Annotated in this window: 19 protein-coding genes; 7 read left to right on the plus strand and 12 right to left on the minus strand. The window is 42.8% G+C overall.

Features of this window, described 5'->3' with window-relative positions:
• The first annotated feature begins 7 nt into the window (after positions 1 to 7).
• Complete coding sequence (ftsH, locus tag J3P43_RS04135) at positions 8 to 2,101, plus strand: ATP-dependent zinc metalloprotease FtsH (protein ID WP_255899364.1); 2,094 nt, start codon at positions 8 to 10, stop codon at positions 2,099 to 2,101.
• Between the two features lie 86 nt (positions 2,102 to 2,187).
• Complete coding sequence (locus J3P43_RS04140) at positions 2,188 to 2,829, plus strand: LutC/YkgG family protein (protein WP_255899366.1); 642 nt, start codon at positions 2,188 to 2,190, stop codon at positions 2,827 to 2,829.
• Positions 2,830 to 3,200: 371 nt separating this feature from the next.
• On the opposite strand, the gene infB is transcribed toward J3P43_RS04140, so the two are convergent.
• The 3 genes from infB to rimP form a co-directional block, all read right to left on the minus strand.
• Positions 3,201 to 6,221, minus strand: a complete 3,021-nt coding sequence (gene infB, locus J3P43_RS04145; RefSeq protein ID WP_255899369.1) for a translation initiation factor IF-2 — start codon at positions 6,219 to 6,221, stop codon at positions 3,201 to 3,203.
• 81 nt (positions 6,222 to 6,302) lie between these two features.
• Entirely contained in the window at positions 6,303 to 7,538 is a 1,236-nt protein-coding gene (gene nusA, locus J3P43_RS04150) for a transcription termination factor NusA (protein ID WP_255899372.1), read from the minus strand.
• Between the two features lie 3 nt (positions 7,539 to 7,541).
• The gene (gene rimP, locus J3P43_RS04155; RefSeq protein ID WP_255899375.1) at positions 7,542 to 8,006 is read right to left on the minus strand and encodes a ribosome assembly cofactor RimP; all 465 of its coding nucleotides are present in this window, start codon (positions 8,004 to 8,006) and stop codon (positions 7,542 to 7,544) included.
• 193 nt (positions 8,007 to 8,199) lie between these two features.
• Here rimP and J3P43_RS04160 point away from each other — a divergent pair, with 193 nt between their 5' ends.
• On the plus strand, positions 8,200 to 8,538 hold the full coding sequence (locus J3P43_RS04160) for a phage holin family protein (protein WP_255899377.1): 339 nt from the start codon (positions 8,200 to 8,202) through the stop codon (positions 8,536 to 8,538).
• Here the strand turns inward: J3P43_RS04160 and J3P43_RS04165 are convergent.
• The 5 genes from J3P43_RS04165 to panC form a co-directional block, all read right to left on the minus strand.
• Positions 8,535 to 9,767, minus strand: a complete 1,233-nt coding sequence (locus J3P43_RS04165; RefSeq protein ID WP_255899380.1) for a TlpA disulfide reductase family protein — start codon at positions 9,765 to 9,767, stop codon at positions 8,535 to 8,537. The genes J3P43_RS04160 and J3P43_RS04165 overlap by 4 nt on opposite strands.
• Complete coding sequence (locus J3P43_RS04170; RefSeq protein ID WP_255899382.1) at positions 9,764 to 10,897, minus strand: acyl-CoA dehydrogenase family protein; 1,134 nt, start codon at positions 10,895 to 10,897, stop codon at positions 9,764 to 9,766. Before J3P43_RS04170 ends, J3P43_RS04165 begins: the two co-directional genes overlap by 4 nt.
• Positions 10,898 to 10,907: 10 nt before the next feature.
• Positions 10,908 to 11,402 (minus strand): D-glycero-beta-D-manno-heptose 1-phosphate adenylyltransferase, encoded by a 495-nt coding sequence (gene rfaE2 / locus J3P43_RS04175; protein ID WP_255899385.1) that lies wholly within the window; start codon positions 11,400 to 11,402, stop codon positions 10,908 to 10,910.
• A 101-nt stretch (positions 11,403 to 11,503) separates the two neighbouring features.
• Complete coding sequence (panD, locus tag J3P43_RS04180) at positions 11,504 to 11,854, minus strand: aspartate 1-decarboxylase (RefSeq protein ID WP_255899387.1); 351 nt, start codon at positions 11,852 to 11,854, stop codon at positions 11,504 to 11,506.
• Positions 11,855 to 11,914: 60 nt separating this feature from the next.
• A complete protein-coding gene (gene panC / locus J3P43_RS04185) occupies positions 11,915 to 12,754 on the minus strand; it encodes a pantoate--beta-alanine ligase (protein WP_255899390.1) in 840 nt (279 codons plus the stop codon).
• 146 nt (positions 12,755 to 12,900) lie between these two features.
• Between panC and J3P43_RS04190 the strand changes: the two genes are divergently transcribed.
• The 4 genes from J3P43_RS04190 to J3P43_RS04205 all read left to right on the plus strand — a co-directional run bounded on the left by J3P43_RS04190 (position 12,901) and on the right by J3P43_RS04205 (position 18,067).
• Positions 12,901 to 13,725: a glycogen/starch synthase gene (locus J3P43_RS04190; protein WP_255899394.1), complete on the plus strand. Its 825-nt coding sequence runs from the start codon at positions 12,901 to 12,903 to the stop codon at positions 13,723 to 13,725.
• Positions 13,726 to 13,739: 14 nt separating this feature from the next.
• Positions 13,740 to 15,140, plus strand: a complete 1,401-nt coding sequence (locus tag J3P43_RS04195) for a DUF4270 domain-containing protein (protein WP_255899396.1) — start codon at positions 13,740 to 13,742, stop codon at positions 15,138 to 15,140.
• A 67-nt stretch (positions 15,141 to 15,207) separates the two neighbouring features.
• Positions 15,208 to 17,043: a glutamine--fructose-6-phosphate transaminase (isomerizing) gene (glmS, locus tag J3P43_RS04200; protein WP_255899399.1), complete on the plus strand. Its 1,836-nt coding sequence runs from the start codon at positions 15,208 to 15,210 to the stop codon at positions 17,041 to 17,043.
• 85 nt (positions 17,044 to 17,128) lie between these two features.
• Positions 17,129 to 18,067 (plus strand): hydrogen peroxide-inducible genes activator, encoded by a 939-nt coding sequence (locus J3P43_RS04205; RefSeq protein ID WP_255900196.1) that lies wholly within the window; start codon positions 17,129 to 17,131, stop codon positions 18,065 to 18,067.
• Here the strand turns inward: J3P43_RS04205 and J3P43_RS04210 are convergent.
• From J3P43_RS04210 to J3P43_RS04225, 4 genes are all read right to left on the minus strand, one after another.
• Entirely contained in the window at positions 18,064 to 18,234 is a 171-nt protein-coding gene (locus tag J3P43_RS04210) for a hypothetical protein (protein ID WP_255899401.1), read from the minus strand. The two genes, J3P43_RS04205 and J3P43_RS04210, sit on opposite strands and share 4 nt — an antisense overlap.
• 68 nt (positions 18,235 to 18,302) lie before the next feature.
• Positions 18,303 to 18,914: a superoxide dismutase gene (locus J3P43_RS04215; RefSeq protein WP_255899404.1), complete on the minus strand. Its 612-nt coding sequence runs from the start codon at positions 18,912 to 18,914 to the stop codon at positions 18,303 to 18,305.
• 77 nt (positions 18,915 to 18,991) lie between these two features.
• Positions 18,992 to 19,468: a nucleoside deaminase gene (locus J3P43_RS04220; protein WP_255899406.1), complete on the minus strand. Its 477-nt coding sequence runs from the start codon at positions 19,466 to 19,468 to the stop codon at positions 18,992 to 18,994.
• A 6-nt stretch (positions 19,469 to 19,474) separates the two neighbouring features.
• Positions 19,475 to 19,810, minus strand: coding sequence for a tRNA-binding protein (locus tag J3P43_RS04225; RefSeq protein WP_255899408.1), 336 nt, complete (start codon positions 19,808 to 19,810; stop codon positions 19,475 to 19,477).
• Positions 19,811 to 19,845: the final 35 nt, after the last annotated feature.

The raw sequence follows: 19,845 nt of genomic DNA on the forward strand, positions 1-19,845 counted from the left end.
ATTTAAAATGAAAGAAGTAAAACCAGAAAATAAAAAACCGGCACGTAAACGCCCACCAGGGAAAAAGATAGTTCCGGCACCTCCAAAATTTAACATAATGTGGCTTTATGTAGCCATTATTATCGCATTGTTTGCGGTGCAGTATTTTTGGAATAGTTCCACCACTAAACAGATAAACTATCAGGATTTTGAGACTAAAATGCTTGCAGCACGCGACGTGCAGAAGCTGGTTGCTTACAAAAGCAATGACCTGGTAATTGCTGAAGTCTACATTAAACCAGACAGGCTTAAGCTTCCAAAATATAAAGAGGTCCGTGGCGAGGGAAACAATTTTAATATGTCTCCCAATGGCGGTCCTCAGTATAAATTCAACATTGGCTCGATAGAAAGTCTTGAGAAGAAGATTGCGGAAGCAGAAAAACACCTTCCTCCAGATCAACGGACACCCGTTATTCCGGAAAGCAGAGATAATTTCTGGGCAAGCTGGTTTATGTCGATCATTCTGCCGGTATTACTACTTATCGGTTTTTGGGTATTCATCATGCGCCGGATGGGCGGCGGAGCCGGTGGTGGCGCAGGCGGCCAGATCTTCAATATAGGAAAGTCAAAAGCGACCCTGTTTGATAAAGAATCGCAGGTTAATGTAACATTCAATGATGTAGCAGGCCTGGAAGAAGCCAAGTTAGAGGTTATGGAGATTGTCGATTTCCTTAAGAACCCTCAAAAATATACTAATCTGGGCGGTAAGATACCTAAGGGTGCATTGTTAGTAGGTGCCCCGGGTACAGGAAAAACCTTGCTTGCAAAAGCCGTAGCAGGTGAAGCCCAGGTTCCGTTTTTCTCTTTATCCGGATCAGACTTCGTAGAGATGTTTGTTGGGGTGGGGGCATCACGCGTTCGTGATTTGTTCCGCCAGGCCAAAGACAAAGCGCCATGTATCATCTTTATTGATGAGATAGATGCCATCGGACGTGCCAGAGGAAAGAATAATATTGTTGGTGGCAACGATGAACGCGAGAATACACTAAACCAGTTATTGGTTGAGATGGACGGGTTTGGTACCGATTCTGGTATTATTATCATGGCAGCTACCAACCGCCCCGATGTGTTAGACTCAGCGCTTTTACGTCCGGGACGATTTGATAGACAGATATCAATCGATAAGCCAGATTTAGTAGGCCGCGAACAAATCTTCAAGGTTCACCTTGCGCCGATAAAGCTGGCAGAAGAAGTGGATCCTAAAAAACTTTCGGCTCAGACACCGGGTTTTGCAGGTGCAGAAATAGCTAACGTTTGTAACGAAGCTGCTCTCATTGCCGCTCGTAAAGATAAACCGGCTGTAGATATGCATGATTTCCAGGACGCTATCGACCGCGTGATCGGTGGTCTGGAGAAGAGAAACAAAATTATCTCTCCTGAAGAGAAACGAATTGTTGCATATCATGAAGCCGGCCACGCAATTGCCGGATGGTTCCTGGAGCATGCCGATCCTTTGGTAAAAGTTTCGATCGTTCCGCGCGGTGTTGCTGCACTCGGTTATGCCCAATATCTTCCCAAAGAGCAGTTCCTGTATACTACAGAACAACTTATTGATGGAATGTGTATGACGATGGGCGGCCGGGTTGCCGAAGATATTGTGTTTGGTAAGATCTCAACAGGTGCTCAGAACGATCTAGAGCGTATTACCAAACTATCATATGCCATGATCACCCTTTACGGGATGAATGACAAAGTAGGTAATATCTCTTTTAACGATCAGCAGGATCAGTTTAATAAGCCATATTCCGAAAAAACATCCGAACTTATCGATGATGAAGTACGCAGCTTAATCAGCTCAGTATATGATCGTACCAAGGATCTGCTGAATGATAAGCGGGATGGATTGGAGAAGCTTGCTCAAAAGCTTCTTGAAAAAGAGATCCTTTTCCAGAGCGATTTGGAAGAAATACTCGGTAAGCGTCCGTTCGAAAACCGTACAACTTATGACGAGTTTGTAAATGGTGACGACAGCGGAAACCAATCTCTGGTAGCAGAAAATCTGCATCCCGAGCCAGTTGGCGACACGACAGAGCCCTTGAAAAGCTCAGACACCGATTTATAATAAATCATTTTAAAAGCTGAAAGCCCTGGAATTACCGGGGCTTTTTCTTTGAAATAAGCTTTATATGCTTCACTTTTGTAATCGAAATGAAAGAAACCACCTCCAGAGAAAAGATGCTCAAGAAGATACGTAAGGCTTTGTTGGAAAAGCGCGACAATCCGTATCCAAATTTAGAGGAAACACCTTTATATGAAGATTACTCTGACTTGCTGGAAGTTCTTTTTGCCGAACAGCTTACCCTGGTTGCCGGTAAGTTCATTTTTTGCGAAGATGAGGTGCAGTTCATAGAAAATCTTCTTTTACTAGCCGACGAAAAAAGCTGGAGGAAAATTTATTGCTGGGAGCCGCCACTTCAGGAAGTGCTGAGTCAGTATGAATTTCCATTTTATAGCACCGACACCGACTTTTTGCAGGCAGAGGTAGGAATTACGCTGTGCGAATCTCTTGTAGCCCGTAATGGTAGCGTTTTGGTCTCTAACGGGAATGCGGCAGGCAGGCGTTTGAGCATTTATCCGCATCACCATGTTGTGGTAGCTTACACGTCGCAATTGGTGTTAGATTTGAAAGATGCCTTCAGGAATTTGAAAGTAAAATATGATGACAAGCTCCCCACCATGGTCTCGAACATCACTGGCCCAAGTCGTACCGCCGATATTGAGAAAACACTTGTATTAGGCGCCCATGGTCCTAAAGAACTTATCGTGTTCCTATTAGACGACTCGATGTAATATTTGGAAGGGTTCTGTATACTGCTTCGTTTTCTGCGGCCCGGCTATCCACTATAGTTTTTATTTGGCAGCCCTCCTCCTCGGCAATAAAAAGCTGCCGTTTCTATCCGGCTTAAAATGTTACAGTGCTATTCTATCGGATACTTCTATCAAGTCCTCCGCTCGTCGGGACTTGTAATCTTAGGTCTTAATTTGGGACTTACAATCCCCTACATACAAACCAGACAGTCAAACACCGACTCCTCGCTACCGCTGATTGACGGCTACTGTTGCTGCCCGGTTCATACGCCCAGACCAGTACCAAAATCGCCTAAAAGGACAAAAGGCGATACAATTTTGTTGCACCGCCTTTCTCTATATTTACAAACGCGTTAGAGTTTCCTCTTAACTTCCACCTGTTCGTAGGCTTCAACAATATCGCCTTCTTTAATATCATTAAAGTTTTGGATGTTCAAACCGCACTCATATCCTTTAGAAACCTCTTTCACGTCGTCTTTGAAACGTTTTAACGATGCAAGCTCGCCAGTGTAAACTACTACGCCATCGCGTATGATTCTGATCTTACTGTTCCGGTTAATTTTACCGTCAAGTACCATACAACCGGCAATCGTACCAACTTTGCTAATTTTGAAGGTTTCGCGAATCTCAACGTTCGCCGTGATCTGCTCTTCAAACTCAGGCGCAAGCATACCTTCCATGGCAGCCTTCACTTCGTTTATCGCATCGTATATGATAGAATATAAGCGGATGTCGATCTCTTCCTGCTCAGCAAGCTTACGTGCGCCGCTTGACGGACGAACCTGGAAGCCTATGATAATCGCGTCAGAAGCTGAAGCCAGCAACACATCAGATTCTGAAATCTGACCTACCGACTTATGGATAATATTGACCTGGATCTGCTCTGTAGACAACTTCAATAAAGAGTCTGACAATGCCTCGATAGAACCGTCCACATCACCTTTTACAATGATATTAAGCTCCTTAAAGTTGCCGATCGCCAAACGACGGCCAATTTCATCAAGGGTAATATGTTTCTGAGTACGCAAGCCTTGTTCGCGCTGTAACTGCAAACGTTTATTTGCAATCTCTCTCGCTTCAACCTCACTAGCCAGCGCATTAAATTTATCACCTGCGGTAGGAGCGCCTTGCATACCAAGAACCTGAACCGGAGTTGAAGGCCCGGCCTTGTCAACTTTCTGACCGCGTTCGTTGGTTAAGGCTTTTACTTTACCACTAAAACTTCCTGCTAAAATTGGATCGCCCACTCTAAGAGTTCCGGCCTGGATGAGAACTGTTGTTACTATACCACGCCCTTTATCTAAAGCAGCTTCAATCACTGTACCTGTAGCCCGCTTGTTCGGATTAGCTTTGAGCTCTAAAAGCTCTGCTTCCAGCAATACTTTTTCAAGTAGTAAATCAACGCCCATACCTGTTTTACCAGATATCTCTTGTGATTGATACTTTCCGCCCCAATCCTCTACCAGGATATTCATTGCAGATAACTGCTCACGGATTTTATCAGAATTGGCACCGGGTTTATCCACCTTACTGAAGGCAAATACAATCGGAACTCCTGCTGCCTGAGCATGATTTATAGCTTCGCGCGTCTGAGGCATCACTGCATCGTCTGCTGCAATTACAATAATTACAATGTCGGTTACCTGAGCACCACGAGCACGCATCGCCGTAAAGGCTTCGTGACCTGGTGTATCCAGGAATGTTATTTTACGGCCGTCTTCAAGAGTCACCTCATAGGCGCCGATGTGCTGTGTTATACCACCAGCTTCGCCACCCAGAACGTTGGTTTTACGTACAAAGTCGAGTAGAGATGTTTTACCATGATCCACGTGGCCCATCACAGTTACGATTGGAGCGCGTGGTATTAAAGCCTCTTCGTTATCTTCCTGCTCCAGGCTGGCTTCTTCATCTTCAGGTTTAACAAACTCGATGACGTATCCAAACTCATCGGCTACAATGGTTAAGGTCTCTGCATCCAGACGCTGATTGATCGATACGAACATACCCAGGCTCATACATGTAGAGATTACCTGGGTTACAGGAACGTCCATCATGCTGGCCAGTTCATTTGCCGTTACAAACTCGGTAGTTTTAAGAACTTTGGATTGCAACTCGTTTTCTAAAGCAGCATCTTCAGCAGATTGAGCTACGTCATCACGTTTTTGACGACGGAATTTGGCCCGCTGAGCAAACTTTCCAGATTTACCAGCGCCGCTTAAGCGTGCCAGAGTTGCTTTAATCTGATCTTGTATTTCTTTTTCTGATGGTTCTTCTTTCGAGCCGCTTGCCGCGCGCTCACCCATTTGCTGTTTTCTGCCTCTGAAGTCAGGACGTCCGGGGTGTTGTGATTTGTTTTCAGAACCTGGCCCGGTGGTTGGGCGTGTTCCCGGCTGACCCGGAGTGGCAGGACGAGGCGTCTGACCTTGTCCAAATTGTCCCTGAGGTGCTTGTCCCGGCTGCCCTTCTTTACGTTTACGCTTACGTTTATGATCGTTACCCGTTACGTTCGAAGATGAAGCTACAGGCTGATCTTTCCTGCGATTTGATTGTTGCGATGATAGATCAATTTTACCGATAACGTTAGGCCCGCTAAGGCGTTGTGCCTTCGCCCGGATTACATCATCTGCTTCGTCTTCAATTGGCGCGGCAGGTGTTGCAGGTGCTGCAGGTGCTGCAGTCTGTTCAGCCACCGGAGGTTCCGGTGTAGCCACTGGTTCGGGCAGGGGAGTTTCTTTAACAGGCTCTTCGACCGCTTTTGGCTCTGCTGCGGGTTCCGGCGTAACTATTGGCTTAACCTCTTCCTTAACAGGTTCCTGTTTAATTTCGGGCTCTGGTGTTGGTGCTGGCTCTGGTGCTTTCGCTTCAGGTTCAGGACTGGCGACAGGTTTTTCCCCTTTACCTTCTTCTTTATTCTCAGAACGCCCTTTGTTATTAAGGGCGTCTAAATCTATTTTACCTACTACTTTAACTCCAGGCAGTGAACTTTCGTCCTGAGCTGGTTTTGGCTCTGGCTCTGGCTTTGGTTCCGGTTTTGGCTTTTCGGATGGTGACGGGATAAAAGAACCTGTATTTTTAATCAGGATCTCCTCATGTTCAAAATCACTTCCCCGGCGAGGTTCTTGTTTTTCAGGTGCAGAAGGCGGCACATCGTCACGACGTATTTTTCCGATAACAATTTGTCTCGCTTCCTCCCGAACGATTTTATCGCCCTGGTACTCTTTCAAAAGAGCTTCGTACATCTCCTCGGTGAGCTTCGTATTTGGCTTAGGATCTACCTTATAGCCCTTTTTTGTTAAAGACTCTACCGCGGTTGACAAGCCGATATTCAGCTCCTTTGCAGCTTTGAGTAAGTTTATGCTTTTACCTTCTGACATTAAAAAAAATTACCTCTTAAAAAATTTGTACAAAAGTACGTTTTTATATTGTTATTGAACAGCTAAACATGCCTAAAGTGTTTATTCAAATTCGGCTCTCAATATTGCTACTACTTCTTTTACTGTGCTTTCCTCTAAATCGGTGCGTCTTACCAGTTCGTCGACAGATAGCTCGATAACTGATTTGGCGGTATCTAAGCCGATTCTCTTAAATTCATCAATAATCCAGCCATCAATTTCGTCTGAAAATTCTTCTAAGTCTACATCTTCGTCATCTACGTCAGATTCTCTGTAAACATCAATCTCATAACCGGTAAGCTTACCAGCAAGTTTGATATTATGGCCGCCTCTTCCAATGGCTAAAGAGACCTGATCGGGCTTCAAATATACAGCCGCTCTTTTATCTTCATCATCCAGTTTTATTGTCGTGATTTTTGCAGGGCTTAACGCACGTTGAATATATAAAGAATTGTTATTGGTGTAATTGATCACATCAATATTTTCATTTTTAAGTTCGCGCACTATCCCGTGTATACGCGAGCCTTTCATTCCAACGCAAGCTCCAACAGGGTCTATTCTGTCGTCGTAAGATTCAACCGCAACTTTAGCGCGTTCGCCTGGTTCGCGGACGATCTTTTTGATGGTGATTAACCCGTCGAATATTTCGGGAACCTCCATTTCGAATAATCTTTGCAAGAATTCCGGAGCAGTACGCGAAATGATGATTTTAGGATTAGCGTTGATCATCTCAACCTTCGAGATCACTGCACGAAGCGAATCGCCTTTTTTGAAATAATCGGCAGGGATTTGCTCTGTTTTCGGCATGATCAACTCGTTGCCCTCATCGTCAAGCACCAATGTTTCTTTTTTCCAAACCTGATAAACCTCGCCGGTTATTATTTCACCTACTCTGTCTTTGTATTTTTTAAAGATCTCGTCTTTCTCAAGCTCAAGAATTTTTGATACCAGAGTTTGACGGGCAGCCAGGATTGCCCGGCGGCCAAAGCTCTCTAGAGTTATTTGTTCTATAAAATCGTCGCCAACTTCTAAATCAGGATCAATTTTATGTACTTCAGCAAGTTCAATTTCCAGATCATCATCCTCAGAAAATCCATCTTCCATCACGGTTCTAGTACGCCAGATCTCCAAATCCCCATTGTCAGGATTCACAATTACGTCGCAATTCTCATCAGTTCCGTACTTTTTACGGATCATGCTGCGAAAAACTTCCTCCAGAACGCTAATAACCGTCGGCCTGTCAATGTTTTTGAAATCTTTGAATTCCTGAAAGGAATCAATTAAATTAATATTGCTCATTTTCTACTTAAATGAAATTAAAACCTTTGTTTCTGTTATCTCATTAAAAGGGATAAAACTTTCTCTAAGTTCAGCTTTCTTCCCTTTTTCTTTAATCTTTTCTTCTATGATAATGCCTTCGTCGTTAAAACTTACGAGTTTTCCCTCGCGTATTTTCGAATCAAGCGACTTAACGCCAACGTTACGGCCTATGTTTTTTTGATATTGGCGCATTAATGTTAAAGGAGTATCAAGTCCCGGAGATGACACCTCCAGGTTATAGGCCTCCTCAATTACGTTCTCTTCTTCCAAATGATATCCAACATGGCGGCTTATTGCTGCACAATCGCCTACCGCAATCCCATTATCGCCGTCGACCAGAATTATAAGCTTTCCGTTTGGATGCATTTTAACATTTACCAGGAACAGCTCGGGTCTGTCGGCAATTTTCTCTTCAACTAAATCAATTACCCTTTGCTCAATATTCATTTAATGCCTACAAAAAGTACCTAAAATAAAAGAGGGGACACACGTCCCCTCTCTTCAGATATGCAAATATAAAATTTTTTATTGGTACAAAGAGAATTTTTGATACGCAAAATTTTGACGGACTGAACTAATTAAAGGCTTAGATCTTAAACTTAAACGAAATTTATATGTTGTACTGTAAAATAAAGCTGCAATGAAACTAATTATTGAAATTTTATTAATGGGCGTGGCAGTGGCAGTTGCCGCCTTTTTATTGCCCGGTGTACAGGTAAATGGTTTTTTAAGCGCTATTATAGCCGGAGTGTTGATTGCTCTTGCCAATGCAACCATCGGCACCATTTTGAGACTGCTTACGTTTCCCATCAATATTTTAACGCTGGGGATAATGTCTTTTATTATTACGGTGTTGATGGTGTTGCTGGTAGATAGCCTCATGGACGGATTTAACACCGATGGTTTCTTTTCAGCCTTGCTTTTCGCGATTGTGCTGGCGCTAATCAAAATGGTTTTCGGAATGTTCAGCCGCGACTAGCCTTCCTTTAGCAAAAGCTGTATCCGCTTTTCAAATTCGGCTGTAAGATCGGTATAGTGCTTGCCTGTCCCCGGGCCGCTAAAACCGGTATGAATAGTGCGCACCAGCCCTTTTTTATCTATTATAATAGTGGTAGGAAATGCCTTGAATTCGTTTAGCGAGGGCATGCTTTTTAATACTTCTTTATTGGTAAACCCGGTAACAAGCAGCGGGTAGCCGATGTTAAACCTTTGTTTCAACTGTTGTACCCTGGTTTTGGCTGTTTGAAAATCAGAGCTGCGCTCGTAGGCCAGGCCTACGATCTCTACACCCTTAGTTTTGTATTCTCTGTAAAAGGGGGCCAAAAATGCTGTTTCGTCCATGCAGTTGGGGCACCATGAACCGAGAAATTGAATGATAACAACCTTGTTTCTGAATCGTGGATCACTTAGCGAAACTTTATTTCCTTCGAGGTCAGGAAATGTAAAGGAGATCCTGTTTTCGCCCGGCTTTAACTTTGTCAGCGAATAGGCATCGGGGAGGCTTGCGTTTTGATCCTTTTCCGCCTGCCAGTTTTCGATTGAGGTCAGTCCGGAATGAAACTTTCCATCCACAATCCTGTCGTTCTTAATAGTGCCTGTGAAAAGATAGGCATTCGAACCATCGAAGGTAGATAAGTATACTTTATTGTCGCGTATTGTACCTTCAAGAAAGCGGTAATCTCCGGTGCTTGTTAGAAACGTGCCAGTGAGTTTTTTGCCTTCGTAAGTAAATTCGCCTACAGCAAGTGTAGAATCGCTTCCTGCGGGATCCTTAAATATGGTAGACCAGCGGCCCTGGATATCGACTTCAGGTGTCAGGTTTTCTTCTTCAAAAAAGCGCCATTCGACCCCTGGTTCTGCACTGAATTTCATCGCAGGATGTTTGTTAGGAAGATATTTTATCCATTTGCCCTGTAATCCATCGCTTGAGAACTTTGCCCTGATCTCAGAATCAAAAAGCGGTAATTTTACGAAAAGTGAATCGGCGGTTCGTGTGATATTTTCTACTTTAAACCGGTCTTTGCCATTAATAATATGGATAGTCGGGCTGTCATCAGGACCGCTAAGTTCGAAGTTAAATGGAATCTCTGTCCCGTTGCTGGTTTCTAATACGGCTCGCCAGATGCCTTTGTGTAGCTGATCAGAACTGTTGCAGCCTGCAAATATCAGACAGATAAGAAGGATAAAAAAGGCCGGTAGTGCTTTCATCTTAACAGGTTACGCGAAATGATTAATTTTTGAATTTCTGACGTCCCTTCGTAGATCTGCGTCACTTTTGCATCACGCATCATTCGCTCGACGTGATATTCTTTGACATAGCCATAGCCGCCATGGATCTGAACCGCCTCGATGGTAGTTTTCATAGCCACTTGCGACGCGAAGAGCTTTGCCTTGGACGAAGCGGTGGCGAAAGGCAGATTTTGGTCTTTTAACCATGCCGCTTTCAAGCATAATAAGCGCGCGGCTTCTATGTCGGTTGCCATCTCGGCCAGTTTGAAGCGGATAGCCTGATGGTCGGCAATTGGCTTTCCGAACGCTTTTCGATCTTTTGAATAAGCCAGCGCCAGTTCATAAGCGCCCGCAGCAATTCCAAGTGCCTGCGCGGCAATACCTATTCTTCCGGCTTCAAGTACCCGCATCGCAAATTCGAATCCAGAACCTTCAGATCCCAAAAGGTTTTCTTTTGGAACTCGGACGTCAGAGAACATCACCGAATGGGTGTCTGAGCCGCGTACGCCCATCTTGTTTTCTTTCTGGCCTACCGAGAAACCATCCATTTCTCTTTCAACAATCAAAGCATTCATATCCGAATCACCCGGGCCGGCTTTCGCAATGACTAAATAAATGGAAGCGCTGTTTCCGTTAGTGATCCAGTTCTTCGTTCCGTTCAGGAGGAAATAGTCGCCATGGTCGGTAACCCGTGTGCTCTGCGCCTGTGCATCGGAGCCTGCTTCGGGTTCAGACAGGCAAAATGCCCCGAGTACTTCGCCGGTAGCCAGGCGTTTTAAATATTTTTCCTTTTGAGATTCTGTCCCAAATTTTTCGAGGCCATAACATATCAGGGAGTTGTTTACCGACATGATAACGGCCGTTGATGCATCTACTTTTGAGATCTCTTCGATAGCCGAGATGTAGGAAATGGTATCGAAGCCAGCGCCATGATATTCGGGCGAAACCATCATCCCCAGAAAACCCAGTTCGCCCAATTTTTTTATTTGTTCTGCAGGAAACTTCTGGAGTTCGTCCCGCTCAATTACACCCGGCTTTAATTCAGTCTGCGCAAAATCCTTTGCCGCCTGTTTTATCATCAATTGCTCAGATGTAAATTGAAACAGCATGCGTTTTTATTTAAACTGAATTTCGAATTTTTTGCTCAATGGCAGAGGTGGAGTATCCGGCAATATAATCGATAGTTTTCACTTCTCCACCATTAGCTGTTACCAGATCGGCACCTACTATTTTGTCAATAGTGTAATCAGCGCCTTTAACCAGTACATCAGGCTTAATTGCTTTTATAAGCTCGTAAGGAGTTTCTTCATTGAACAAAACAACCGCATCCACAAAGAAAAAAGAGGCCAGAAGTTGTGCACGGGATGTTTGATCAGTAATTGGTCTGTGAGGCCCTTTTATTGAGGAAGTGGAGCTGTCGCTGTTTAAGCCGATGATCAGTTTATGGCCGAGATCAGATGCTTTAGCCAGGTAATCTACATGTCCTCTGTGCAGCAAATCGAAGCATCCGTTAGTGAATACAGTTTTTTTGTCCTGAAATTTCCAGATACTTAAAAGTGGGAAGAGCTTGTCAAGGGTAAGTATTTTGTTTTCAATTAAAGTAAGATTGTCCATTTAAATATTTTGATTTTTACCGGTAACGAAGTAAATCAGTTTTTTTGGTAAAATGATCAACTCGTCAGGTTTCTTGAAAATAAATTTCTGGACAGAAAGTTTTACTTAATCAGCCGATTGTTGTCATCTGGGAACACCAATATAGGATTATACTTCCTGGCCTCCTCCATAGGAAGATGTCCGTAAGACATTATAATCAAAATATCGCCTACCTGAGCAAGTCTTGCGCATGACCCATTCAAGCAAACTTTTCCGGAACCGCGTTCGCCTTTAATTACATATGTTTCAAACCGTGCTGCGTTGTTATTATTAACAATCTGGACTTTTTCATTCGCAATGATATTCGCTGCGTCCATTAAGTCCTCGTCAATAGTGATACTTCCCACATAGTTCAATTCCGCCTGCGTAACCCGCACCCTATGTATCTTTGACTTTAATATCTCAATAACCATATACAAAAGTAAAAAAGATTAAATTATCCCGGGCAGATAATAGATTAAGCTACAAAGCATTTACTTTAAGATTATATTATCGATTAACCTGGTTTCGCCAACTTTTGCCGCTACCAGGGCGATTATCGACCTGGTGTCCTTCGACGGTGTGGGTAAAAGTGTGTCGGCATCGCATATTTCGAAATATTCGGGCACCACACCCGGCTCCGAGTCAAGCATCAGCCATGCGTTCTCTTTGAGTTGGTTGATGGTCAATAAATCGAAATGTTTTTGTACATAAAATAATGCTTTTGAAAGCGAAAGGGCCTGTTGTCGTTCGGTTCGGGATAAATGCACATTTCTTGAGCTGAGAGCCAGTCCGTCATCGTCGCGAACAATCGGGCACATAACCAGTTCGGAAGGCAGTTCGAGCGCTTTGACCATATGTTCCAGTACCATCACCTGCTGAAAATCTTTCTGACCGAGAAAAACAAAGTCGGGGTTAGCGATATCAAGCAGTTTTTTCACGATTTGAGTAACCCCCTGGTAATGGCCGGGGCGGAATTTACCTTCGAGTGTATTTTCGAGATAACCCAGGTCCAGATTCCAGGATTCCTCGCCGGTGTACATTTCATCTACCTCGGGGAGGAAAAGTATATTGCATTTTGACTGCTGAAGCAGCTTTATATCACTTTCGACCGGGCGTGGGTACTTTTGGAGGTCATCGGAGTTATTGAACTGCGTGGGATTGACAAAAATACTGGCTACAACCACATCCGTCAGCTCACCTGCTATTTTAATGAGGGTCATATGCCCGGCATGTAAAGCCCCCATTGTTGGCACGAAACCGATAGTTTTATTTGTTTGCCTCAATTCTTGAAGGGCTTCGGCCAGTTGGGCCTTAGAGGTGAGTATTTCCAATGTATATCTTCCGGTGAATATCCGGCAAAGGTGAGCATTCGCAAAAAAATATCAAAGACACTTGCGTAATTCGTTGATATATCATAAGATAATGCTTATATTTGCAGTCCGAAACACTATTCTATTTTTTTATCTAACATTTGGAGATGGCAAAAACGAAGTTACTGTTTATTACCCACGAGATGTCGCCTTTCCTCGAGTTAACAAAAATTTCTGAAATAACAAGGCAGTTACCACAGGCAATGCAAGACAAAGGTTTGGAGATCCGAATCCTTATGCCTCGCTTTGGAAACATCAACGAACGCAGAAATCGCCTTCACGAAGTTATCCGTCTTTCAGGAATGAACATCATAATTGATGAAAATGATAACCCGCTGATTATTAAGGTTGCTTCTATCCCTGCCGCGAGAATGCAGGTGTATTTCTTAGACAATGAAGAATATTTTCAGCGAAAGCAGGTTTTTAGAGACAATGGAAATAAATTCTATGCCGATAATGACGAAAGAACAATTTTTTTCTGCAAAGGCGCATTAGAAACTGTAAAGAAATTAGGCTGGTCGCCTGATGTGGTTCATTGCCACGGATGGATGAGCTCTCTGGTTCCGGTATATCTTAAAACCACTTATAAGGATGACCCAACTTTTAAAAATGCAAAAGTTGTTTATTCTGCATACAATAACTGTTTTACAGAGAAGTTAAGTGCTGATTTTCCGAAAAAAGCAATTATGAATGGTATGACAGCCGAACATACTGAGGCTTTCAACGCCTGCGATAATGATGCGCTACATATAGGTGCAATATCCTACTCAGATGCTGTTGTTTTCGGCGATGCTGAAGTAAGTGCCGAAGTGTTAAAGTTTGTTAAAAGCAGTCAGAAACCAGTATTGCAATACGAATCTACTTCAGATTACGAAAATTATTACAACCTTTACGAAGAAATTGCAAACGAAGAACTCGTTTCTTTAGCTTAACAGGGAAATTAAACATGAAATATTTTAAACTGGACTTATTAACCTTGTTAGTAAGTCTTTTTATTTTTAGCAGTTGCGAGAAAGATGGAACGATAGGGCTTGATATAGCTCCTCAGGATTCCATAAAGAGCATTTTTACGGATACAGCAACAGTTAATACGCTAACAGTTGCCGAAGATAGTATCATTACTTCCGGGATCGCTCAAAATGCGTTCGGCTATCTCAAAGATCCAATATTTGGAACAACCGAAGCTAACCTTGCACTGGGTTTGAGTCTTCCTTCCGAAAATTATAGTTTTGGGAGCAATCCAACTTTAGATTCTGCAGTGCTGGTACTTAAATATGGTGATGAATTCTATGGTGATTCTATCTCATCCAAGTATGTAATCAACGTTCATCAACTGCAAAAAACCTTTAATTCAGCTGCAAGTTATTCAAACCGGGCAAATTTCGAATATGACGGAACGGGAATTGTTGGCGAACTTGGGAGAATTAATGAGGTGCGTGCTTTTAAATGGAACGATAGTACTTTGATAAATGGAATTATAAAGGGTGCCCCAGATAAGCCCACGATGGTTGCTCCGCAACTTAGAATTCCTTTAAAATCCACTTTCATCAATGATAATTTCATCAATGCTGATCCGAGTAAGCTAAAAACCAATGCGGCCTTTTCAAATTTTATAAAAGGTTTATTTGTTACGATCAGTAAATCCGAGTCTACAGGTAACGGCGGTATTGTATTTTTTAATCTTCAGCCAGCAAATGTAACTGGCTTAGAGATTTATTATAAGACACTAACTGGTACTGTTAAGGATACCTTGGTGGCTAAATTTGGAGTAAACGGCGCATCGCAAATCAAGCATGATTATACGGGAACTCCGATTAAGACGCAAATAGATAATCCCTCTCAGAGCTATTCTACCGTTTACGTTCAACCCTTAGCTGGCGTAAGAACAAAACTTAAGTTTCCTCATATAAAGGGATTAGCTTCTAAAGGAAAAATCTCTATCAACAAAGCAGAATTAGTTATTCCGGTTATCGCAGGTACGTATAATGCGCTTAAACCTGCACCCAGACTTACACTGTATAGAACGGATATTGCTGGTCAGAGGAGGCCCGTTCCTGATAATGCGATTAATCAGGATCCGAGGTTTTTAGATGAGCGCACGTTCGGCGGTTTTTATAATGCGACTGATAAGACCTACACTTTTAACATAACTTCCTATATTCAGGATTTAGTTACCCGGGAAAAGGTGATACAGTACGATACCTATATTGCACCGATCGATTTGCCCTTTACGGGGCAGGCTAATGTCTTTCCATCTGCAGTAACTGCTGCCAGGTCAGTGCTTGGCGGAAAGGGAAATGCAGACTCACCGATCAAGTTGAAAATTACTTATACAAAGCCGAACTAACATTCGGCTTTTTTTCTTTTACAGATTTCTAAATTTCGTAGCTTAGTAGGCTAAATTTATTTCTATCATGTGTGGAATAGTTGGATATATAGGGCATAGAAATGCCTGGGACGTAATCATAAAAGGCCTTCACCGTCTGGAATATCGTGGATACGACAGCGCCGGAGTCGCTTTGATGAATCACGATCTAAAAATTTACAAGAAGACCGGAAAAGTTAGTGAACTTGAAGGCTTTGCTAAGGATAAGGACGTAAGCGGAGCTATTGGAATGGGGCATACCCGCTGGGCAACGCATGGTATACCGTCTGATTATAACTCGCATCCACATACTTCGGGCGATGGTCGCCTTTCGATCATTCATAATGGTATTATCGAAAATTATGCGGTTTTAAAGGAGGCACTTAAGCAAAAAGGGCATGTTTTTGAAAGCGATACCGATACTGAGGTTCTGGTTCATTTCATCGAAGAAATTCAAAAAGCGAATAAGATTGATCTGTGCGAAGCAGTGCGTGTGGCTCTTCATGAGGTTGTCGGCGCTTACGCGATTGTAGTGATGAGCAAGGATGAACCAGATGTATTGATTGCTGCCAGAAAAGGCAGTCCGATGGTGATCGGCGTTGGTCAGGATGAATATTTCATCGCATCAGATGCATCGCCTATTGTCGAATATACTAAGAACGTAATTTACCTTAAGGATAGCCAGATCGCTTACATCAAAAGAGATGAACTGGTGATTAAAGGTATTGACAACCGGGTGGTATCACCTTATATCCAGGAGCTTGCTTTAGAGCTCGAGATGTTAGAGAAAGGCGGATACGACCATTTCATGCTGAAGGAGATTTACGAGCAGCCACGATCAATAAGAGATTGTATGCGTGGCCGTATTTACCCTAACGAAGGTAAGGTTCAGTTGGGCGGAATTAAAGATTATGCCGATAAGCTAAAAAATATCGACCGTATAATTATTGTTGCTTGCGGTACCTCGTGGCATGCCGGATTAGTTGGTGAGTATTTGATCGAGGAATATGCCCGCATACCTGTTGAAGTCGAATATGCATCAGAATTCAGGTATAGAAACCCGATAATTTCAGAGAAAGATATTGTAATAGCTATTTCACAATCTGGTGAAACTGCCGATACGATGGCGGCTATCGAACTTGCTAAAGAAAGAGGCGCAACGATATTCGGGATATGTAATGTAGCAGGGTCATCCATCCCCCGTATTTCTGATGCGGGAGTTTATACACATGCTGGTCCGGAAATAGGGGTAGCGTCTACTAAAGCATTTACAGCGCAGGTTACTGTACTTACTCTGATGGCCTTCTTTATGGCACAACAACGCGGCACAATAAAAGAAAGTGCGCTGGTAAGTCTGCTGACAGAGTTAGATTCAATTCCTGACCTGGTTGACAAATGTTTGAAAGCAGATAATCATATCATCGAAATTGCAACGGCTTTAAAGGATTCTTCCAATTGTTTGTTTTTAGGCAGAGGCAGTGGTTTTCCGGTGGCTCTGGAAGGAGCGCTAAAGCTCAAAGAAATCTCTTACATACACGCTGAAGGATATCCTGCGGCAGAAATGAAGCATGGCCCTATTGCACTGATTGATGCCGAGATGCCGGTTATTGTAATTGCGACCAGAAATTCATCATATGAAAAGGTTATCAGCAACATTCAGGAAGTGAAGGCGCGTAAGGGTATCGTGATTGCGATCGTTACCGAAGGGGACAAAGAGGTGAGGAAAATGGCTGATTATGTAATTGAAATTCCGGATGCCAATGAGGCTTTTTTACCCCTGTTAGCTACTATACCTTTGCAGTTGCTATCTTATCATATTGCAGTAATGCGGGGTTGCAATGTGGACCAGCCAAGAAATCTTGCAAAGTCGGTGACAGTAGAATAGTTACAAAAAGGCAGGCAACTGCCTTTTTTTTGCCTTTGTCTTATAGATAAAAACAATATTATTTGATATTAAATCATTTATGAGTATGACACTTGTTCAGTTGGAGTACATCGTAGCGGTTGATACACACCGAAATTTCGTGCTTGCGTCTCAAAGCTGTTTTGTAACGCAACCCACCCTTAGCATGCAAATTCAAAAACTTGAAGAAAATCTGGGGATTAAGATTTTTGATCGTAGCAGGCAACCGGTTGTACCAACAGAAATTGGCCAACAGGTAATTGCTCAGGCGAGGATAATTTTGAACGAAAGCAGACAATTAACCGAGTTGATTAAGGTGTTTAATAATGAGCTTTCGGGCGAATTGAAGATAGGGGTTATACCTACGGTAGCGCCGTATTTGCTCCCTCAAATTATCCCTGGTTTCAGCAAAAAGTATCCTAAGGTGCAGCTAATGATTTGGGAATATACCACAGAACAGATCATTCAGAACCTCAAAGTCGGACTTCTTGACTGCGGAATATTGGCGACGCCTTTAGAAGAGCCGACTTTATTTGAAATCCCCCTTTTTTATGAAAGCTTTGTAGTTTACCTCTCGTCCTCAAGCCCTTTGATGAAGAAAAAGGAGATAAGTAATAAAGACATAGACTTTGACGAACTCTGGCTGCTTAATGAAGGTCATTGCATGCGTAACCAGGTTCTTAATATTTGTCAGCGAAAGAAAGCCGGAGAGAGTAACAAACAATTTGAATATAATACCGGAAGCGTTGAAACGCTGAAGCGGATGGTAGATCTAAACAGTGGTATTACTATCCTGCCAGAACTTAGCCTGAAGGATTTATCGGAAGAACAAATCAGTCGTTCCCGGCGTTTTGTGTCACCGGTGCCGGTAAGAGAAATAAGTATCGTTACGCACCGGAATTTTTTAAAGCGCGGAGTTATCAAGGCTCTGGAAAACGAGATTTTAGAGGCGGTTCCTAAAGAGATGCATGAAAAAAATAAGCGAAAGGTTTTGGATACCTTTTAAGTTCTTCTTCTGAAAAAACGAAGTATCCAGATAATTACTGCGATAATAGCTACAACAATAAAAATCCCTACGTATATCCCTGCCTGAAAGATGTCGGCTATAGCTTCGCAACCAGAAAGCAGAGTAACTGTGAATGCTGCAAGAGTTAAGATCAGTGTGTTTTTCATAGTCTGCAAATAAAAAAAGTAGTGTATATTAAATACACTACTTTTAAAGAAATAGTTTTTATTACAGATTATTTCTTGGCTGCAGAGTAGCGTTCAGCTACTGCATCCCAGTTAATCACATTAAAAAATGACGCGATGTAATCAGGACGACGGTTTTGATAATTCAAGTAATAAGCATGCTCCCAAACATCCAGTCCTAAAATTGGAGTTCCTTTCACATCAGCAACATCCATTAAAGGATTATCTTGATTTGGGGTTGAAGACACTTGCAGCTTTCCATCAGCGTCAACGCTTAACCAGGCCCAGCCGGAACCAAAACGTGTTGCTCCAGCTTCGCTGAATTTCTTTTTGAAATCTTCGAATGAACCAAACGCTTCATTAATCGCGGTAGCTAATTCTCCAGAAGGCTGACCGCCACCATTTGGGCCGATCACTGTCCAGAATAAACTGTGGTTATAATGACCGCCTCCGTTGTTGCGAACGGCAGGAGCATATTGCGAAATGCTCGCCTGCAGATCTTCTAATGATTTCGATTCTGCATCAGAACCTGCAATTGCGTTATTGAGATTGGTAACATAAGCATTGTGGTGTTTTCCATGATGGATCTCCATTGTTGCTTTGTCGATATGAGGTTCTAATGCGTCGCTTGCGTAAGGTAACGCTGGTAATTCAAAAGCCATAATATTATCGTTTTAGAGGTTAAAAATTTGAAAGACACAAATATAACTTATGCTTAAAATAATTGTTCAGCGGGATGTCAAGTTTTATTTCTTTTAGACAAAAAGAAGTCTTTTACCAGCGATCCACATTCCAATTCTTTAATCCCACCTATAATTTCGGTTTTAGGATGCAGGATGTTGTGGTTTATCCGGCGAAAGCCGCGCTGGACATCCGGGGCGCCGTAAACTATCCGGCTTATTTGGGTCCAGTATGATGCGCCGGCGCACATTACACAAGGCTCGATGGTAACATAAAGAGTGCAATCTTTTAAATATTTTCCCCCTAAGTAGTTAGCTGCAGCAGTAAAGGCCTGCATTTCTGCATGGGCTGTTACGTCATTCAGCTTCTCGGTAAGGTTATGTCCTCTTCCAATTATTTTGCCATTTGAAACTATTATTGCCCCGATAGGCACCTCGTCGAGACTTAAAGCTAGCTTCGCTTCTTTAATAGCCTCAGTCATAAAAAAATCATCGGGCGCCATCGTGGGTTCATCCACAAAGCTTACGTATCTCATAAATATCTAAACTAATTTGGCGCCGTTAGGAACCGGTTTTTCAACCGAAGCCAGAACTATATCGCCGTTTTCGTCGGTAAATCCGGTAACCAGAAACTCCGACATAAATCTTCCTATTTGCTTTTTGTGGAAGTTGACCACCCCTACAATCTGCCGGCCAACCAGGTCATCTTTTGTGTAATGTTTGGTTATTTGAGCGCTGCTCCACTTAATGCCGAATTCACCAAAATCGGCTTTTATTTTAAACGCAGGTTTTCGGGCTTCCGGAAACTCCAGTACTTCTAATATTGTTCCGGCTCTTAATTCAACCTTTTCAAAGTCGTTCCAGGAGATTATTTCCATGGCTTCAAAAATAGGAGGTCTCAAGGTTAAATATC

The organism is Paradesertivirga mongoliensis, assembly GCF_024436395.1.
Lineage (GTDB): Bacteria > Bacteroidota > Bacteroidia > Sphingobacteriales > Sphingobacteriaceae > Paradesertivirga > Paradesertivirga mongoliensis.

Excerpts from the sequence above, each read along its gene's own strand:
- ftsH (WP_255899364.1), top strand. The coding sequence starts at position 8 with ATGAAAGAAGTAAAACCAGAAAATAAAAAACCGGCACGTAAACGCCCA.
- J3P43_RS04140 (WP_255899366.1), top strand. The coding sequence starts at position 2,188 with ATGAAAGAAACCACCTCCAGAGAAAAGATGCTCAAGAAGATACGTAAG.
- infB (WP_255899369.1), bottom strand. The coding sequence starts at position 6,221 with ATGTCAGAAGGTAAAAGCATAAACTTACTCAAAGCTGCAAAGGAGCTG.
- nusA (WP_255899372.1), bottom strand. The coding sequence starts at position 7,538 with ATGAGCAATATTAATTTAATTGATTCCTTTCAGGAATTCAAAGATTTC.
- rimP (WP_255899375.1), bottom strand. The coding sequence starts at position 8,006 with ATGAATATTGAGCAAAGGGTAATTGATTTAGTTGAAGAGAAAATTGCC.
- J3P43_RS04160 (WP_255899377.1), top strand. The coding sequence starts at position 8,200 with ATGAAACTAATTATTGAAATTTTATTAATGGGCGTGGCAGTGGCAGTT.
- J3P43_RS04165 (WP_255899380.1), bottom strand. The coding sequence starts at position 9,767 with ATGAAAGCACTACCGGCCTTTTTTATCCTTCTTATCTGTCTGATATTT.
- J3P43_RS04170 (WP_255899382.1), bottom strand. The coding sequence starts at position 10,897 with ATGCTGTTTCAATTTACATCTGAGCAATTGATGATAAAACAGGCGGCA.
- rfaE2 (WP_255899385.1), bottom strand. The coding sequence starts at position 11,402 with ATGGACAATCTTACTTTAATTGAAAACAAAATACTTACCCTTGACAAG.
- panD (WP_255899387.1), bottom strand. The coding sequence starts at position 11,854 with ATGGTTATTGAGATATTAAAGTCAAAGATACATAGGGTGCGGGTTACG.
- J3P43_RS04190 (WP_255899394.1), top strand. The coding sequence starts at position 12,901 with ATGGCAAAAACGAAGTTACTGTTTATTACCCACGAGATGTCGCCTTTC.
- J3P43_RS04195 (WP_255899396.1), top strand. The coding sequence starts at position 13,740 with ATGAAATATTTTAAACTGGACTTATTAACCTTGTTAGTAAGTCTTTTT.
- glmS (WP_255899399.1), top strand. The coding sequence starts at position 15,208 with ATGTGTGGAATAGTTGGATATATAGGGCATAGAAATGCCTGGGACGTA.
- J3P43_RS04205 (WP_255900196.1), top strand. The coding sequence starts at position 17,129 with ATGACACTTGTTCAGTTGGAGTACATCGTAGCGGTTGATACACACCGA.
- J3P43_RS04210 (WP_255899401.1), bottom strand. The coding sequence starts at position 18,234 with ATGAAAAACACACTGATCTTAACTCTTGCAGCATTCACAGTTACTCTG.
- J3P43_RS04215 (WP_255899404.1), bottom strand. The coding sequence starts at position 18,914 with ATGGCTTTTGAATTACCAGCGTTACCTTACGCAAGCGACGCATTAGAA.
- J3P43_RS04220 (WP_255899406.1), bottom strand. The coding sequence starts at position 19,468 with ATGAGATACGTAAGCTTTGTGGATGAACCCACGATGGCGCCCGATGAT.
- J3P43_RS04225 (WP_255899408.1), bottom strand. The coding sequence starts at position 19,810 with ATGGAAATAATCTCCTGGAACGACTTTGAAAAGGTTGAATTAAGAGCC.